Here is an 18,479-nt window from a genome sequence, read left to right on the forward strand (position 1 = left end):
GCTGAGTGAGGCGTTAATACCATTTTTTCGTGAGGCTGCGCCAAATTTTCTTTCTTTCTTCTTTGTGTCCTTTGCGCCCTTTGCGGTTCGTTTCTCATATAGTTTGGTGCATCTTCATACAGAATTGGGATAAGAGTTATTATTTTCCCCTTGCTCTCTCCTGCGTTCTGCCTCCTGCTTCCTGTCTCCTTGTAATAATTTAAAACTTCAGAGGAAAATCATTGAGATGAGCAATATTACAGAAATTCCTTACCTGAAAATTGTAGAACAAGTTCAGCAAACACCTGAGGCGATCGCAGTTCTACATCAAGAAACTAAACTTACTTACGCCCAGTTACATCGCCTTTCTAATCAGCTGGCCAATTATTTGCGGACTCAGGGTGTCGGCCCAAACACTCTTGTCGGCATCATGACACAGCGCAACCCTTTAATGCTAGTCGGAATTTTGGGCATCCTCAAAGCTGGTGGGGCTTATGTTCCTCTTGACCCTTCCTACCCAGGCGATCGCATCCGTTACATTCTCGAACATGCTAAAATTGGCACTTTGCTAACTGAGTATCAAGTAACTAATAAACTTGAAGAGTGTTTGGATGCAGCGTTACCATTGCATACTTTGCTATTTTTGGACGATGGCAACGGGTTCAGTCCCAGCAAAGAACTAAACTTACTTAGTAAAGATACTTGGTCTACTTTCTCAGATCAAGATCCGCCCTATACTAATGATCCCGATGATTTAATGACGGTTCTATATACTTCTGGCTCCACCGGACGCCCCAAAGGAGTAATGCTCAACCATCGGGGTTATATGAACCGCCTGCGCTGGATGCAAAATACATTCGGGCTGAAACCTGGAGACAGAGTTGCCCAAAAAACCTCTTTTTGTTTCGATATCTCCGTTTGGGAACTCTTCTGGACGCTGATGGAGGGAGCGACTATTTGCCCAGTAGAAAGGGAAACAGTAATCAATCCTTGGAAATTCGCTCAGTGGATCAAAGATACCCAAATCAATGTTATGCATTTCGTGCCTTCATTGTTTGGCGAATTTATCAGTGCTTTAGAAGATGAATCTTGGGAATTTCCTGGCTTACGCTGGTTAATTTTTAGTGGTGAAGCTTTGCCCTTACCTTTTATCCAACGTTGGATTGACAAGTATGGAATGGGTACTGGACTAGCAAACCTCTATGGGCCAACTGAGGCATCCATTGACGTGACTGCTCATATCATTGAGCAACGTCCTAATGAACAAGTGACTAATCAAATTCCCATCGGCAAAGCCATTGATAATGTTTACATCAAGATTTTAGATGAGCAAATGCAGCCAGTCGTACCTGGGCAGTTGGGAGAACTTTGGATTGGAGGTGTACAACTTGCCAAAGGTTACTTAAATGATTTGCAACGCACATCAGAAGCTTTTCGCCTCAATCCCTTTCTCCAAATTCCCGGAAATTATCTCTATCGGACTGGGGATTTGGCGAAGGAATTGCCAGACGGTAGTTTTGAATATCACGGACGTATTGACAACCAGGTAAAAATTCGCGGTTTTCGTGTAGAATTAGGAGAAATCGAAAGCGTTCTTAATACTCATCCAGCAGTGCGTGAAGCAGCAGTTTTAGCTGTAGATTATGGCGCTGGGCAGAAAAGATTAATAGCTTGGTTGTCTGGAAACAAGGTGGATAATCGACAAATTAAGGAACATCTATCCCGACTACTACCTGATTATATGATTCCGCAACGTGTGGAATGGTTGCCCAGTCTGCCTAAGAATCATAATGGCAAGCTGGATCGTAATGCTCTCCAGGCGCTGCTGAACGAGAGTCAGCCGAAGAAAAAACTGGATGAAACCATTGATGCTGCTCAAGAATACTTACCACTGGGGCCGGCGCAGAAATGGCTGGTGACATACTTCGAGCCTCCTTATCAGTGGATGGGGTATACACGTTTTCGCTACCGCCAAGCTTTGAATCTGGACGTTTTCAACAAAGCTTTCAACTTGATGATGGCACGGCATCCTGCTCTGCGTACTTTGTTTGTGCAACGCAATGGACAATGGCAGCAGCAAATCATGGGTACAGAAAAGCAATTTCCTGTAGATTTCTTTGATGGTAGTCACCTGAGTGCAGCCGGGCGCGATCGTGAAATCCGCTCTCGCATAGAGCAAAGCAGTCAAAAACTGCGTCTTGAGCAGTGGCCGCTATTAGCAACAATCGTGGTCAAAGTTGATGAATCATCGTACGACATCACCATGATTGCACATCATATCATCGCTGATATGCTGAGTACAACTGTGCTATTTAAAGAACTCTGGTACGCTTATGACCAGATTTTGGTGGGTGGTGTGCCTAGTTTTGAAAACCCCTCGCCACCTTCCTACGCAGATTTTGTCCGTCTGCTTGTGGAAGAAGACAAAAAAGGAGCTTTGGCCAGCCACGTTGATTATTGGAAATCCCAATTTCCTTCTCGACAATATGCGTTTCATGTTCCCTTTGACCATATCAAGGGGACTAACATCGAAGCTTCTGCTGCTACTGAGCGATTTACTCTCACCAAAGCTAACAGTGACACACTGTTACGCAAAGCTAAACAGCACTATGGTTGCAATCTGTATACACTTTTGCTCGCTCCTTTATACCAACTGACGGCTGTTTGGTGTGGGACTTCTTGGGTAGTATTGAGTCATCGTAGCCACGGTAGGGATCTGGGCGATAACCACATTTTCTGGGAAAGCTTTGGTAACTTTGCAGTGAATTTTCCCGTCGGCGTAATGGTAAACTATGAGGAAAAGTGGGAGAAAACCATCAAGCATATCAAAGATGGTTTTGATGCACTGCCAATGAACGGCGTCACCTTTGATTGGATATGCGATCGCTTGCCAAATTATATCTATCCTGATGCTAATCTGACATCGATTAGAGCCAATTACCTAGGGAATCGCACCCAACCTGTGTTTGAATTGTTTGAATTCATTGAGGAAGAACGCGATCGGCGTTTGTCCCCTCCTGAACAAAAACGCACAACCTTGTTAGAGTTCTTCTTTTCTATTATCGATGGCACTTTCCATTTAGAAATCGAATACTCTCGCAATTTTCATCTGCCTGCAACCATCAACCAACTGGGCAAGCAATACTTGGATCTAATAGAGAATATGCTTGCAGTTATATCGCCGGTAGAAGAAGGCGTTCGGCAGCGCAAATAACTTTAGGGAGTACTTGTGACGCAAGTCGTCGTTGCTGTTTACTCGAATGCTCAAAATAATTCCTCCATTCTTGGATTCAGCAACGCCAACATATTACTCTGACTGCAAATATATAACTTTACCAAAACAATGCAGGAAATTTCTTCAAAAGTATCAACTTCTCCCTTTTCCACAGGTTTACCAGCCTTATATATTATCGGTTTTATTTCCGGTATCTCTATGGGGCTGTTTACTCCCTTTATCTCAACGCTCATGGCTCAACATCAAGTTGATGATGTCTGGATTGGAGCTAATTCCACAGTATACTTTATGTCGATAACCCTGGGCGCACCCTTGGTGGCATATATATTGCGTCAATTAGGATTGCGTAAAACTATGATGCTTGGACTGGCACTTATGGGTTTGAGTGCGCCCCTATTTCCCATGACTACGCAATTGCCTTTATGGTTTTTAATCCGCACTATCATGGGTATTGCTTCCTGTTTGTACTTAGTGTGTGGACAAACTGGATTACACTGCTTTTGCCATGACAGTAATCGGGCAATAGCTAGCGGTTTTCATGCTCTAGCTTATAGCTTTGGATTTGGTATTGGCCCAGTTATAGGTTCCGCCCTCTATAGTGTTTCTCCAAAAATTACTTTCTTTTTAGGCAGTATTCTAGTTCTTAGTGGTATAGTTGTTGTCTGGATAGGTCTGCCAGAAAGAGCGATCGTTTTTCAACCTTCGTCACGTATTGGGTTCAAAAAACTTACACTCCCGCTTCAAGGTGCATTTGCCTATGGTTTTACCGTAGCTACTCTAGTATCTTTATATCCAGTGTATCTGCTGCGACAGAACTACAGCGTGGCGCAAATAGGTTTTACCTTTACTGTATTCGTGATTGGAGGTTTGCTTGCGACTATTCCAGTTACCCATTTAGCAGACAAATTTAGCAGATTAAAGATTCTTTTAATTTGTGTGTGTGTTTCACTAATTTCTATTCTGTCTCTTTCGTTAGCCAATAACTTCATTACTATTCAGATTTTTGCCTTTACTTCAGGAGCTAGCGTGAGTCCAATTTTCCCGTTATCACTGGCACTCATTGGAGCAAAGCTTTCTAGGAATGAATTATCTTCTGGAAGTGCAATTTTTACAGCTATATATGGTTCTGGATGTGCATCGGGGCCTATACTCTCCTCATTGCTAATGAAAATTTTAAACCCACAATACATATTTAGCTTAATTGTAATTATGTTTGCACTATTTCTAGCTCAATTAATGAGAAAAATTTAACAAAGCTAGCATCAAAACTACTAATTTATATTTTCATTTACACAAAAAACGCTAACAGGATAAAAAGCATGAAAGTTTCTATATTTTCCCAAACAAAACAAACACTAAATAGGAGAAATACTTTGGAAATTTATACAGATATTGAAATTTCAGCTAAAGCTGAAAAAGTCTGGAATATACTAACTAATCTGAATGATTACTCCAACTGGAATCCTTTTTTGGTCAAAGCAGAAGGAACGATTCAGAAAGGTGCTAAGATTACCATCCATGTGCAACCCCCTGGTCTAAAAAGTATGGTTTTTAATCCGACAATTGTCAAAAACGAAGAAAATCGGACATTGGCATGGGAAGGTAAGTTTATATTACCTGGTATATTTGATGGCGAACACACTTTCATTATTGAAGAATTGGGAAGTAAAAATGTTCGCCTTATCCAAAAGGAAATTTATACAGGTTTACTTATTCCTTTTATGGCAAAAAAGCTAAATCAAAATACTCTAAGTGGCTTTGAATTAATGAATCAGGCTGTTAAAAACTTAGCAGAATCATAAAGTTAATACTTTGCAATTAGTTGAGGGGGATTAACCGAATAATTCGTAATTCGTAATTCGTAAATTTGGAGTTTATTAATTAGTAATTAATTAATAATTAAATCATTGAGGGACAGAGCAAATACCTTTAGGTATGGGGTAATAATTACGAATTACGTTAGCGACGCGCAAAGCGATAGCGCAGCGTAAAGCCTTCTCTACGAGAGGCTGCGCCAACGGCATAGCAACGCTATGAGCGAGTCATCGAGCGTCGGAACGAGCGTCATTATCAATTACGAATTATTTTGACACTTACTACCCTCCCTAATTGGAGTTATTTAAGCAATCTGATTAGATGATAAAAACTTATAATCTCAAAGGAGATCACCGATGTCTATTGATATAAACTCAACCCAGAATATAACTCAAGGAAAAATTCAGGGGCCAAACTTGTTAGCCTCTATTAATGCTTTTAACAGGCTAGCAAATGATCCTCTCCAGCTTTTTTATAATCTTCATGCTCAGTATGGAGATATCGTTTGTTTGAACCTGGGGTTTCAAAAAGTTTTTGTTATTAATAATCCTCTTTATATTAAGTATGCTTTACAGGAAAATATTAAGAATTATAAAAAGCTCCAGCGTTTGGAAATGCAAACCAAGCTGCTTTTTGGAGAAGGGTGGACTAATAAAATTAACCGTCAAATCATTCGACCATTTTTCGAGCCTCAACACTATGCTACTATGGATACTGCCATAGCAGATGCTACTCAGAAGATGCTGGCTCGTTGGCAGACTTTTGCTGACAATCATCAGTCATTTGATGTGGCAGAAGAAATGATGAGGCTCAGTCTGTCTTTTACAGCACAAACCTTGATTGGTAATGATTTCCACACTGGTTTGGATGATGTTGCTTTAGCAATGCAAGTGATCATCAATCACTTCAATGCTACGGCTGTATCGAACTTCAATGTACCAGAGAGCTTTCCCACGCCAGCCAATCGGAAATATATGGCAGCTGTGCAAACACTCCAAACAGCAATAGACAAAATCATTGAAGAACGCCAAGATCATGGGACAGATAAGGAAGATTTGCTTTCGGTGTTGCAATCATGGCGTGATGAGACGGGTACAGGCTTGAGTCCCAAACTTTTACGCGAACGACTCTTGTGGATTCTTCTACCCGCCTTTGAACCGATTGGGAGGGCGCTATCCTGGGTCTGGCATTTGTTATCACTCAACCCAAATGTTGAGCGCCAGATGCAAGCTGAACTAGTGAGAGTACTTGGCGATCGCCAACCAACTTTCGACGATTTACCAAAGTTGAATTACACCAAGATGATTGTACAGGAAACACTGCGGATGTATCCGCCATTTTGGGTGATTGGTCGGGAAGCGCTCGAAGACGACGAAGTTGGTGGTGTACACATACCAGCTAAATCTATGCTTTTATTCAACATATATGGAGTACAGCACAACCCACAATATTGGGATAATCCAGAAGGCTTTGACCCGGAACGCTTTATGCCAGAGCGTGCTAGAAATCGTGTTGGCGCCGCCTTCATTCCTTTTAGCATCGGGCCTCGTGCTTGTCTTGGGTACAATTTATCTATTATGCAGATACAATTGGTTGTTGCTTTAGTAGCACAAGCTTATCGTTTAGAATTGGTGCCGGGACATCCAGTAGAGCCGGCTGCAATGGTTTCTCTATTACCGCGTCATGGCATTCGGATGACTTTATCCCAGAGGATATGACTTTGGTTTTAAGATTTATTGACAGCGAAGCGATCGCAGTAATTTGCTCGTTTCCTATTGAGTTGAGCTACTTTACTACATACAATAACTAATGGCACAATTCCCAATTCTACTCTCTAACTCTCACGGTGTAGCAGCGTCTATAAAGGAGTTGCATACATGAAAAACGCTACTATGCACACTAACCATAAGGAGCGAGCATCCGCAGTGTCCTTACCTAAACTAACTGCTCTGTTTCTGGTGCTGGAAGTTATCCTTTTTATGACTGCTTTTAGGGTGCTGTCTAACGCAGTCAATTGGCCAGCAGGTTTGGACGAACCCGCGGCTGTGGTCTTACCCTTGCTTGCTCAACGGCAAAGTGCTGTAATCGCGGGTTATTACAGCTATATGCTTTCAGCAATTTTGGTAATCCCGCTTTCCCTGTTGCTGCATCGCGTACTGGCTAGCGAGAATGGCCCACTCTTGGCGATCGCTACCACATTTGGTGTGTTAAGCGGCGTCATGAAGAGTCTGGGAATCTTGCGCTGGCTTTTTCTTATGCCATTTCTGGCAAACACGTATGTCAATCCGGGAACAAGTCCCGCCACACGCGAGACTATTGCACTGGTCTACGACGCCTTCAATTTGTATGCAGGTAAGATTGGCGAGCATCTTGGGACACAGATGTTCACCGCCTTATGGGTTGGGTTGATTGCGATCGTGCTGGTGCGGTCTGGGTTAGTGTCACGCTGGATTGGCTGGGTTGGCATGGTTGTTGCGATCGGATGGCTCGTGAGTTTAGTTAAAGACTTTGGCATATATGTGGGGCCAGTGGTGTTCATCAGCATGACGCTGTTGAATTTCTGGTATCTCACCCTTGCTGTGGCGCTTTTTCAATCTCGTACTAGAAGTTAACGTGAGCTAATAACCACAAGTTGCACATCCTCACCTGATTTATGGTGACGTGTACTAAGTATACTGACAAAGAAACCTTTTCTCAAATTTTTTCTAACTTAACTATGCACACCTACAATCCCCTAATAATTCTGGGACTGACTACCACCCTTCTAGTATCAGCACCACTGGCTGCTCATGCTGAATCCAAAGTCTATAAATTTGTGAGCGGTTACGAGAGCAATTTTTTTTTACGTAGACGCAAAGCGGCTTGCCGCAGGCTACCACAGAGACCCAGAGCAAACAGAGAGAAGAAAAAAATGCTTAACTGAACTGTATTGCTTGATAATGTTGAGTTTTCTTCCTCAAACGCCACTTTGCTCAATGAACTGAATGTATGAGACTATAAATGCGAAACAATCTCTAAATAATTTCACCAAAACACTTAAACTTCATTCAACTATGCGTAATTACAAACTTTCAATATTTCTTGGTTTAACGACGGCTGTTGCAGCGATCGCGCCTTTACCTGCTCAAGCTGTAAGCTTTAACTACGACTCAGCCCAGAATATTTCCGCACGACCAATTGAATCTAACAACAAGCTATTCTTTTTTGGAACTCCTTCCGATAACCAAGGATATACAGCTTTCTTTAACCTAAATGCCGATGCCCCAGATCGTGGTCACACTGAATTTAGCCTTAATTCACCAGGCAATATTGCCCCCTATTACACAACAGGTCGGGATAAAAGCCCTGAAGAGCCTCCAAGCGGTGCTACCAGATCGGCTACTTTACAAAATATCACCAGTGGCTTCTCTAACTTTTACAATTACCTGACTAATAATAATCTTTCCCTAGATAGGATTGGCTTGAGCTACGGACAAAAAAGCGATCGCGATTTTACTACTACCTGGAACTTAGGGGATGACAAGCTTGGAGAGGATTGGTTTTCCAGTCCCGATTCATCACTTGAAGAAAGAATTTATACCGCAAACCCAGATGATGTCGAGTTATATCTAACTTATGACACCACCAAGATAATTGATTTTGGATATACTCCTTTTTATTCATTTCTCGAATACGGCCCTACTCCTGCAACGGTGGATGATAGCGAAGCCATTCTTACTGACCCATTTAATGCGAGTAAACCTGCTGGATTAAATTCCTTAACGGCAGGTTTAGCAGATGCTTTTTTACAAGATGTCGATAGTGCTGGTGGTGGACTTCAAATAGTTTATGAAGACGTCCAAGTTGAGGATGTTGGCTTTACAACTGGTAATGGATACGGTGTCATACGTATTCCCTTTCCATTATCTTTAAATGTCGTTTCTAATACAAAAGTGCCTGAGTCCTCTTTAGCCATAGGTTTATTGATCTTTGGAGCTTTAGGTGCAGTTTCTTCTCGTCTCAAGAAATAGAAAAGGATATCTAGCCTTTGGCAAAGCGGGAACTATTGTGTCAAGCTCCGCAGCAAGTGCGAGGATATCTGTAGAGCTAAAAATATTTCCGTAAGACCTATGTAGGGGTTGCTGAAAAAGAAAAAGAAGCGAAGAGCGGGGAGGGGTTGTTTTATTATGGGTAATTTGGCGGACATGATATAATATCATGTTCGCTTGATTACTTATTAAATCCGAAGAACCCCACCCCGACAATCGTCGCTTTGTCTCCCCTCCCCGCTCTTCGGGAGGGAAGTAAGGGGCGGGGTGCAATAACTGTAAGAATCATAACTAATTATGCGGACATGATATAACAAGATTATGCAACAACTCAATTTGTTTCAGGAATCTAGTAGCATCGGCTGAAATGTTCACACAGCAAGGCTTATAAAAACTTTTTGATTTACTGAGCTTTCATAAATCCCAAGTACTACGCCATTTGCCGAGCCATTAACTGGGCAAATAGACCTTCAACAGCAGCTAGCTGCTGAAAAGTTCCTTGTTGTACAATTCTACCTGCTTGGAGTACATAAATACGGTTAGCGTTACGGATAGTACTAAGTCGATGAGCGATCGCAATTCTGGTAACTTGTAACTTGTCTAAACTTTCACTAACAATTGCCTGAGTTTTGTTATCAAGCGCACTAGTAGCCTCATCGAATAATAAAATACGGGGTTTTAATGCCAAAGCACGAGCAATCAACAACCGTTGTCGTTGTCCTCCAGAAAGATTGCCACCCCCTTCACTAATCACTGTATGCATTTCCATTGGCATAGCGGCAATATCGTCAGCAAGGCCAGACATGCGGGCAGCTTCCCAGGCTTCATCTAGGGTAATCTGAGCGCCACCAGCAATATTATCGAAAATCGAAGCTGCTGTCAGTTGCCCACCCTGCAAGACCACACCTAACTGTCGGCGTACAGCGTCTACATCTAAACCAGATAAGTCTTGACCATCGTAATAAACAGCACCAGTTTCGGGAGTTTCAAATCCGAGTAGTAATCGGAATATTGTCGATTTCCCACTTCCAGATCCCCCGACAAAAGCAATAAATTCCCCAGGTTCGGCAGAGATACTCACATCATCCAACGTCAACGCTCCATCATCCCGGTAGCGAAATGTTACACGATCTACCACAATTCTGCCGATAAGCTTGCCTGGATCGGCTTTGCTGCGATTCACTTCCGGTATGGTTGCCAAAATTGGCTGGGTGCGTTGCCACTGCGGGACAATTTGCAAAACATCGGTAACTGTATTGCTTAGGTCTGTAGCTCCCCTAATAAAGTTGCCAAAGGCTGTGTTGAAAGCGAGAAAAGTACCAAGAGATAATCCAATACCTCCTGAAGTCTGAGCTTCTTCAAACAAACTAATGGTAAACCAAAAAAGTATTCCAGAAGTTAGTGTGGGCATCAATGTATTGAAAAGTGCCACAAAGTCTTCAACTTGCTGTGTGCTGAGTTCAAGTTTGACTTGCCGAGAGTAGTTTTTACTCCAAGAAGCGAAGGCGCGATCCTCTGCACCAGCAACATGCAGTTTAGAAATCCCATTGATTAACTGCACCGTTTGTCCAAAAATATCTCCCTGCAATTCCAGTAGTGGACGCACTTTACTCAGGAGAAATATACCAGAGAGAGTAGTTACAGCGATCGCAACTACTGCTATTGCCACAGCAACTAAAGCTAATTTGAAGTTGTAGTAAAACAATTGCCCCAAGTAAAATAGTGCAAACAAACTGGTAATCAAATTTATCAGGGTTTTGCCACTCAGTTGACGACGAATCGTAGTAATCGATGACACGCGAGACTGAAGGTCGCCTGTTGTATACTCTCGAAAAAAGGATACAGGTAGGTTAAGCAACCGATCCCACACAGCTGCTTGGGTGGAAGCGTCAGAAGCCGTTTCTATTCGCAGTAGGGCAAAACCTTGAGTTAGCCCAAATAGAGCTGTCCCCAAAGCAGCAACTAGCAATCCCAATCCAATTTGCAACAATAGTCCGCGATCGCTATCTGGAATTGCGTTGTCCATGATAATTGCAGTTGCTTGGGGTGTAATCATTCCCAGTAATGTCACGGTAACGCCAGTAAATAAAATAGTAATTAATTCCCTACTACGTCCTTTAAGTGCAAACTGAAGTAAATCCCAAGCTTTGAGTGCTTTATCGGGCAAAGACCGATAAAACATATAAGCAACGGGAGCTAGTGTTGCAGATATACCCTCATTTACTCTTAAGCGAGTTTGCTCAACTGGGTCAAATATTTCATAGCTACTTGCAGATATCGGTAACAGCGCAACTGGTCGGTTATCTTGCTGGGTGTAGGCGACTAAAGCACCAGAATCCTTCTCCCACCAATTGTCCCGCAATAACACCCGCCGCATCCGAATGCGCGAAGCCCGGACAATTGCCTCCAACGGCTCTTTAACCCGCTTCAGGTTCTCCGAGCGAGCCGGAGGGCAGATTTTCACCCCTGAAGCCCTTCCTACCGCACCAGCAGCAACTAATAATGGTGTGCCTTCTAAGAAAAAGTCGCCATTTTGATCATTCAGAGTCGATGCTAGCTCTCCCAAAGCCTCCTGTGTGACTTGGCGATTGAGACGTTGGCGATCGCGTAATCGTTGTAGTTCATCCTCCACTTCCTGCTGATCTAAAAGTTCAATACAGCGTAGAAATTGAGTATGAAATTGGGATAGTCCCAAAAACAGAGTATCTGGGTTACGGATTTCTGAAGTACGTAGAGTGGTAAGTTGAACTCCCTCCACAGCTTTCAACCACATTTGATCGCTGAGGCAAAAAGTTCCGACTGCACAAGTCATTGTCAAATCCTCAAACCCCAGAAAGCGGACAGTCCCTTGAGTCAGCTGTACCCAAGAAACAACACCCGCTTCCGGCTGGAAAGTCTGACCAGCGATCAGAGAAAATCGTCCCTGTCCAGAAGCCTTCACATGAATTGCTGGTGTGGCAAACTTGGATATACTACCAAGTTGCTTAAGCCAATTTTCCACCCAAGCGATTGCCCTTGCATCTGCATTGGCTACTAACTCACTGAAACATTCTTGATGTACTTGTAGTAATTCTGTCTCCCCAAGTGGTACTGCCGAAATCTGGCGGTGCTGATTGCCAGAATTAACAGCTGTTCCAAAAAGTGCCTCCCCTGCACCTCTACTAAATAGATAACGGCGAGTACCTTCGATCGCACCATTTTTCACTGTGACAGCAAACAATGCGATCGAGCCAGACTGAATTACCCAAACTTGCCGGGGGTCGTCTAGCAGTATCGGCTCATTGCCTTTAACTTGATAAAGTTGTCCTTGTATTAACATAATTATTAGTTATTAGTTATTAGTCATTTATCATCGATCGAGGCTCAACATTCACCTTCTGAGGCTCAACATTCACCTTCTGAGGCTCAACATTCACCTTCTGAGGCTCAACATTCACCTTCTGAGGCTCAACATTCACCTTCTGAGGCTCAACATTCACCTTCTGAGGCTCAACGTTCACCTTCTGAGGCTCAACGTTCACCTTCTGAGGCTCAACGTTCACCTTCTGAGGCTCAACATTCACCTTCTGAGGCTCAACATTCACCTTCTGAGGCTCAACATTCACCTTCTGAGGCTCAAATTTTACGAACTTCCCCTTTGTCTCTCCCTCTCCCTTACCCTGACTGCAAGGCTTCACCTTCAGTGCAGATTAACCGCGAGTACACGCCCTCAACTTCCCACAATTCTTTATGAGTACCTCGTTGCACTACCTTTCCGCGTTCCAAGACGATAATTTCATCACAATCCCGAATCGTGCTTAATCGGTGTGCGACAATAATGCAGGTACATCCCCGTCGCCGCAGATTCTCGTCAATGTTTTTTTCCGTTTCCACATCTAGGGCGCTGGTAGCTTCATCCATGACGAGTATTGAAGGGTTGTTCACAAATGCACGGGCAATTTCTAACCTTTGTCGCTGACCTCCACTTAAATTAGCAGCCCCTTCTATCAGTTCTGCATCATATCCCCCAGACATTGAGAGAATCACATCGTCAATAGCCGCATCCTCACAAGCACGGATCAAATTTTTATCTGCGATCGTGGCATCCCAGAGGGTCAAATTTTCCCTGACAGTGCCGCTAAATAGCAAGATATCTTGTTCCACCATTGCAATAGAGTTAGTAAGTAATTCGTGAGGAATTTGCTCTCTGGGTTTACCATCAAAGAGAATTTCTCCTGCCCAAGGTTCGTAAAGTCCACTGATGATTTTGGCAATGGTGGACTTACCAGAACCGCTTCCACCTACCAGCGCTACTCGTTGTCCAGGTTTAATTGAGAAATTAAAGTTTTCAATCAAAGGAGGTTCAAGGGGGCTATAGCCAAACGAGATATTCCGTAACTCGACATACCCTTGTAATCTCGGCAGAGGGGATGAGGGGGATGAGGGGGATGAGGAAGAATTTACTTCCCTATCTCTCCCTGCTCCCTCATCTCCCCCTGCTCCCCCTGCTCCCTCATCTCCCCCTGCTCCCCCTACTCCCTCATCTCCCCCATCTCCCCCTACTCCCTCATCTCCCCCATCTCCCCCTGCTCTCCATTTTCTCTTTTCCAATTGCGGATCTGTCGGGTTGTCTAGCACATCATCCAGACGGATCAAATTGCCCTCTAGTTCTTGTAAGGTACTGCCGAAGTTGACGAGATTGTTCACAGGTTCTTCAAAGCTCTGCATTAAACCCTGAAAGGCTATAAGCATTCCAATACTGAGGTGTCCATCCATCACCCGTAAACCGCCTACAACCAAAAGAAGCATCGAAGAAAGAGCAGATAAGAGCGTGGGTAATACTGAGAATGTTTGATTTGTTACGCCGAGTTCCTGCTGAGAATTGAGAGCTTTGGTGTAATAACCTGACCACCGAGAAAAGAAATCTGATTCCAAACCTGATGCTTTGAGGGTTTCTATGCTTTGGAGAGCGGCAATCGACGCACCAGCAGCTTTACCATATTCTTGTATCAATCGCTGATTAGCATCTACGCGCTGTCGGGAAATCAATTGCAAAGTTAAGACGTTGATAGTAGCAAAACTAACCACGACTAAGGTTAGTAGCCAATCATATTGGAACATGATCAACGCGTAAAAAATCACCATGACTGCATCAATCACAGTAGTTGCCAAACTTCCAGAAAGGATATCGGCAACTTGGTCGTTGAGACTGGTACGGTTACTGATTTCTCCGGCAAAGCGTTGGGCGTAAAAGCTAACAGGTAAACGCAAAATATGCCAGAGAAAACGGCTGGACATTCCCACAGCCAGCTTAGTCTTCAAACGACGCAGATATTGTAAGCGTAGTAGTGTTAGCCACCCTTGAAGTACGGCTGCGATCGCCATTGTCAAAAGCAGTGGACGCAACCAGTGCTGCCGTTGTTCAACCAAAATCTCGTCAACAAAAACCTGGCTGAACACAGGTATTGCCAGCCCGATGATGGTCAAGAAAAATCCCGCTATTAGACAATATACTAAAGCACCAGCAGCGCCTTGCAATCGTTTCCACAACGATAAAATCATGCTGGGTTTACGACCACCTTTCGTAAACTGTGCGCTTGGTTCCATTACCAATACCACTCCGGTATACCCCTGGTCAAATTCCTCTAAAGATAGATGACGTGGCCCAGTTGCGGGGTCATTCAGATAAACACGAGAGGAGCTAAATCCCTCTACTACCAGAAAATGGTTGAAGTTCCAAAACACAATATAGGGAGGAAGCAGGTCTTGCAGTTGCTTCAGTTCCTTTTTAAAGCCTTTCGCCTGGAGTCCATAGCTTTTGGCAGCTTTTAGCATATTGGATGCTTTGCTACCATCACGAGAAACACCGCACTCTCGGCGCAGTTGTGGCAGGGGCACAATTCGACCGTAGTAACCTAAAATAATTCCCAGAGCAGCAGCACCACATTCCACAGCCTCCATTTGCAGGAGGGTTGGGGTTTTGACGCGCCCCCTGCTTCTGCTTTGCAGCAGTTTTTGTAAGGGCTGCAAAGGATTAATAGGTTTTACTAAAGTCGGATTAGTTGATACCACTGAAAGACCTCAGAATAGGTAAAACATACGTGATCGGAGTGCGTTCTTCTACCTTGACTCGAACAATAGTAGTAGTTCCAGAAGAAATTTTCAGTTGCGGCCCAGTGGAAGAAGACCACTTATAACCGCTAAAACTGGAGGAATCCGGCTCTAAGTCAGCGAATACTTGCATTACTCCTTCCTGCTTTTGAGACATCAAACCTTCCACTAGTTCTGGATTGCCCACTACATTAGCTGCTCCCTCCTTGGTCATCGGAAATGATGAAACACTGGTAATATTACCTACGATGCCACCAAAGCGTTCCCGCTTAACGGTTTGTGGGGTAATTTGGATTGTCATCCCTGGTTGAATTTTCTTGCCCTCTGCGATCGCAAAATACGTTATACTAACCAGCTTGCTAGATGAATTCTCTTCATCTATGCTCCCTAAACGGGTTCCCGCATTGACAACTTCTCCGGGCGTAACCGTGATTTCTAAAATGCGTCCATTGTGTTGACTGATAATCTGGCTGTTAGTGGCTAGTTGCTGTTCTAGTTTGGCAATCTCTCGCTTGAGTTCTTGAATCTCGTTTTTCCGGGTAGTTGTAGTTTGCAAGTCTTCTTGAGCTAGACTAGCTGCCTTACTGTTCTGTTCTTGCAACTGGGCTTGGATATTTTTGATTTCGTTCAGGTTTGAGAGGTATTGTTGTTGTGCATCTGCTTCCTTGAGGTCTAGTTGCTTCAATTGAGATTCAGCTTCATCAATGCTTGCACGGGCATTGTCGTATTGTTGCTGTGCTTCTAACACCACATCATCAGGAATCGCTCCCTCTCTCAATAATCTCTGGCGGTTGTCTAGTCTCTTTTTATGGGTAGGAAGCAGCCCTTGGAGTATCTGCAAGCGTCGCTGTAGGTTGAGGCGATCGCGCTTTATTGACACCAGTCCTTTCTCCTTCAGCACAGGTGTCAAATCCTGCATGATTTTGAGTCTTTGCTCAAGAGTTAGGCGCTGCTCTAGGATTGCCTTTGTGTCAAGCTGCTGACGCTGTATTTGTATTAAGCTAGCGTTACGATCCTGTTCCTCTAGTTGGACTAGTTTAGCGCGGGCTAGTTGTAATTGCTTACGCAGGTCAACTTGGTCAACTGTTGCCAATACTTGCCCCTTTTTAACGACATCCCCAACTTTAATATTAAGAACAAGTAACTGCCCTGAGCTTATTGATTGCAACGGCACAACTTTGCGTGGGTAAATCATAACCCCTCGACCTTCAACGGTGATGGGGATGCGTCCGTAAATACTCCAGACTATGCCTACTCCCACGAGGGAACCCAAGGCGACTAGCGGTAGCCAGCTTTTGGGACTAACGATCTGCATCAGCTGGTCTAATCTTTCCGGAGAAGACAGGCGCTCTAGTGACTCTTTGCGGAATAGGCTGCGTTTCTGGTCTAACATTTATCTTCACATTAGTATTTTATAAATAGCGATCGCAAAAAATTATATCTATATAATAGATAGCCGTTCTAAATCATTCATGAAAACATTTATCGAACAGAATACATGCGTCAGTCGTCAGAATACAGGAAAGGTAAATTGAGCAGAAATTGCGGATGAATAACCGGGTTTTAAACCCCCACCAAATCGTAGATTTGGTGGTCAACTTTCGTAGTCGCGGGTCTGAATCCCCGACTGATAGCACAGCGTAAAGCCTGCGGCATAGCTTCGCTTAGAGCGAGTCCGCGAGCGTCAAGATTGCTGACTCCTGAATTCTGACTTCTGAATTCTTCTTCAATTTACTATTTTTAGAATAGAGGGCAATATATTTAAACACAATGCAAAAAGTTTAGATGAAACTATTATTAGTTTTTCTTTTTGCGGATATTGCTGTATTTTCCTAATTTGAGCGAAACTGGCGACAGAAATGATTGCTAAAGCGATCGCTTGCAGCCGCCTTTGATATCATGTCCGCTTGATTACTTATTAAACCCAAAGAACCCCACCCCTTAATCCCCTCCCCGCAAGCGGGGAGGGGAGACAAAGCGTAGCTTTGGCGGGGTGGGGTGCAATGACTGTGGGAATCATAACTATAGGACTAATATTTGATTTCTGAAAAAGCTCGGTACAGATCGAAAAGCCTAATTCCTTATTCCCTACTCCCTACTCCCCACTTTCCGCCCACGTAGATAATTTCAAAAATCAAATACGATTTCTATAATTATGCGGACATGATATGATTCACCCTTTGTCAATTTGCATATTTAGTACTAAGCAATCCAGAGAAATTCAACTTACTCTTAACCGTTCCTGCATCCATTCAAATCTTTTTCCAGCCAGCGCCATCCGATCTAAAACACTCGAATCTAGTTCATCCTCATATTCAATATTTTCATCCAGTGGCTGACCTCGGCTATAAACGCGCCTGCCGTAACCAAGGCGACTGAGTATTCCTTGGAATCTATTGGACAGTAAAGTAGCAATCACTTGATAAAAGCGGGATGCAAATCCGATATCTTGCTGTAATTTTGCTGCCAATTGCTGTCGAGAAATAGACAAAACTATTGAGTCTTCAATAGCTTTAATAGTTGCAGAAGGTAGGCGACCATCGATGAAGGGTGTTTCTCCCATAATTTCACCTTTCGATAATTTTGCTATCTCTCGATTTGAAACTTCACTGTTCTCTATAGCAGCAAAAGCACGAGCTAAAGGATTGCGTTGATCTTCAGAAACAGATAATGACATTATTCCACTTAGTAGGATATAAAGTGCATCTACAGGCCCCTGTTCATGGATGAGTACAGTGTTAGCTGCAATTTGGTGCTGAGTTCCACAAGCTATCATCCAATCGATATCACTATCATGTAATTTTCCTAATACAAACAAGATATCTTTTAGTGGTTGTCCTTGGGCTATATTGCTACGACCAACTTGATTAATGATACTTTGTAGTCTATCTGAAAGCATAATTGCGATCGCTCGATAAAAGCGCGAAGCAAAACCAACATCCTGCTGCAATTTTGCCGCCAATTCCTGCCGAGGTATTGACAACACCAACGACTTTTCTAGAGCCTTAACAGTTGTAGCTGTTCGAGTATCAATGAAAGGAATTTCTCCAACTACCTCACCACTGGATAATCTCGCAATTTCCCGACTGGGAGTTTCAATACCTTCTATGGCTGCAAAAGCACGAGTCAGAGGATTGTTGTCAGATTGAGCAGCATTAACTGTTAACATTCCATCTAGCAGGATATGTAAGGAATTAACAGCTTTTCCTTCTTGAATGAGTACAGTTCCAGCCGCTATTTCTCTTTGATCACCTATAGCGATAATCCAATCAATATCACTGTTAGTTAATTCTTTAAGTAGGACTTCTGTCATAGGTTAATTACCCTACATT

11 protein-coding genes are annotated in these 18,479 nt (G+C 43.4%); 6 read left to right on the forward strand and 5 right to left on the reverse strand.

From position 1 onward, the window contains the following. The first annotated feature begins 226 nt into the window (after positions 1-226). From LC586_RS20670 to LC586_RS20695, 6 genes are all read left to right on the forward strand, one after another. A complete protein-coding gene (locus LC586_RS20670) occupies positions 227-3,193 on the forward strand; it encodes an amino acid adenylation domain-containing protein (protein WP_229486580.1) in 2,967 nt (988 codons plus the stop codon). A gap of 129 nt (positions 3,194-3,322) precedes the next feature. After that, entirely contained in the window at positions 3,323-4,465 is a 1,143-nt protein-coding gene (locus tag LC586_RS20675) for an MFS transporter (RefSeq protein WP_229486581.1), read from the forward strand. Between the two features lie 68 nt (positions 4,466-4,533). Then, a complete protein-coding gene (locus tag LC586_RS20680) occupies positions 4,534-5,016 on the forward strand; it encodes an SRPBCC domain-containing protein (RefSeq protein ID WP_229486582.1) in 483 nt (160 codons plus the stop codon). 369 nt (positions 5,017-5,385) lie between these two features. Further along, positions 5,386-6,747 carry a cytochrome P450 gene (locus LC586_RS20685; RefSeq protein WP_229486583.1) on the forward strand — a complete coding sequence of 454 codons (1,362 nt, stop codon included), beginning with the start codon at positions 5,386-5,388 and terminating at the stop codon, positions 6,745-6,747. Positions 6,748-6,906: 159 nt separating this feature from the next. Beyond that, entirely contained in the window at positions 6,907-7,641 is a 735-nt protein-coding gene (locus LC586_RS20690; protein WP_229486584.1) for a DUF4386 domain-containing protein, read from the forward strand. A gap of 441 nt (positions 7,642-8,082) precedes the next feature. Further along, complete coding sequence (locus LC586_RS20695) at positions 8,083-9,039, forward strand: hypothetical protein (protein ID WP_229486585.1); 957 nt, start codon at positions 8,083-8,085, stop codon at positions 9,037-9,039. Positions 9,040-9,487: 448 nt separating this feature from the next. On the opposite strand, the gene LC586_RS20700 is transcribed toward LC586_RS20695, so the two are convergent. The 5 genes from LC586_RS20700 to LC586_RS20720 form a co-directional block, all read right to left on the reverse strand. After that, the gene (locus tag LC586_RS20700) at positions 9,488-12,376 is read right to left on the reverse strand and encodes an NHLP bacteriocin export ABC transporter permease/ATPase subunit (protein ID WP_229486586.1); all 2,889 of its coding nucleotides are present in this window, start codon (positions 12,374-12,376) and stop codon (positions 9,488-9,490) included. A gap of 19 nt (positions 12,377-12,395) precedes the next feature. Next, positions 12,396-12,662, reverse strand: coding sequence for a ribosomal eL19 family protein (locus tag LC586_RS20705; RefSeq protein WP_229486587.1), 267 nt, complete (start codon positions 12,660-12,662; stop codon positions 12,396-12,398). A gap of 49 nt (positions 12,663-12,711) precedes the next feature. Next, a complete protein-coding gene (locus LC586_RS20710; RefSeq protein ID WP_229486588.1) occupies positions 12,712-15,108 on the reverse strand; it encodes an NHLP family bacteriocin export ABC transporter peptidase/permease/ATPase subunit in 2,397 nt (798 codons plus the stop codon). Further along, positions 15,095-16,540, reverse strand: coding sequence for an NHLP bacteriocin system secretion protein (locus tag LC586_RS20715; protein WP_229486589.1), 1,446 nt, complete (start codon positions 16,538-16,540; stop codon positions 15,095-15,097). Before LC586_RS20715 ends, LC586_RS20710 begins: the two co-directional genes overlap by 14 nt. An 828-nt stretch (positions 16,541-17,368) precedes the next feature. Continuing rightward, complete coding sequence (locus LC586_RS20720) at positions 17,369-18,460, reverse strand: cyclic nucleotide-binding domain-containing protein (RefSeq protein ID WP_229486590.1); 1,092 nt, start codon at positions 18,458-18,460, stop codon at positions 17,369-17,371. Between the last annotated feature and the right edge of the window lie 19 nt (positions 18,461-18,479).

The organism is Nostoc favosum CHAB5714, from assembly GCF_020829495.1.
Lineage (GTDB): Bacteria > Cyanobacteriota > Cyanobacteriia > Cyanobacteriales > Nostocaceae > Nostoc > Nostoc favosum.